This is a genomic window from Campylobacter sp. W0014 (assembly GCF_020135975.1).
Lineage (GTDB): Bacteria > Campylobacterota > Campylobacteria > Campylobacterales > Campylobacteraceae > Campylobacter_D.
In genome coordinates, this window is sequence record NZ_JACHTR010000082.1 from 1 (window position 1) to 788 (window position 788).

The 788-nt window shown below is 30.3% G+C and carries 1 protein-coding gene; it reads right to left on the bottom strand.

Annotation, left to right across the window (positions count from 1 at the left end; genetic code table 11):
- Nucleotides 1–10: 10 nt before the first annotated feature.
- A partial coding sequence (locus H2277_RS09045; RefSeq protein ID WP_337201973.1) for a methyl-accepting chemotaxis protein occupies nt 11–788 on the bottom strand: 778 nt, incomplete at its 5' end.

Here is a 788-nt window from a genome sequence, read left to right on the forward strand (position 1 = left end):
AAAAGATTTCTTAAAATCTTTTCTTCTTAACATCTTCTAATATATTATTAGCTATATCACTAACTGTATTAGAAATGATTGCACTCTCATTAGCAATTTCTACATTGTCTTTAGTGGTTTGATCAATAGCAGCTACACTTTCATTGATTTGAGTAATACCTGTAGTTTGTTCTTTAATAGATTCTGCCATATCATTAATAGATTGAACCAATAAATTTGTATTAGCTTCTATTTCAGATAAAGACTTTTGAGTTCTTTCTGCTAGTTTTCTAACTTCATCAGCCACAACAGCAAATCCTCGTCCATGTTCTCCTGCACGTGCAGCTTCTATAGCAGCATTTAATGCTAAAAGATTGATTTGATCTGCAATATCTCCAATAATACCTGTAACGTTTTTAATCTCTTCTGATTGAGTGATAACATCAGAAGTTTTTACAGAAACATTTTGCATAGAAGAAGTGATTTCTTCTAAAGCAGCAGCTGTTTCTTCTAAAGAAGCTGCTTGAGAATTAGAAGAACTAGTTAGGTTTTGAACAGCGTTTTGTAATTTAGAACTCTCACTTGCTAAGTGATTAGCAAATTCAGAACTTTGTTTTAACATCTTAATGATTTCTTCACCTAAAGCATTAGTGGTTACTTCAACACTACCTTTAGCATTTTCTAATTTGTTTCTAAAATCTAAGCTCTTATATTCTTCAAAGATTTTATGAATAGCATTCATATCAGATCCTACTTTTTCTTGTAAGACATCTAAGAGTTTATTTAAAACATTTTTGAGTTCTATAAGT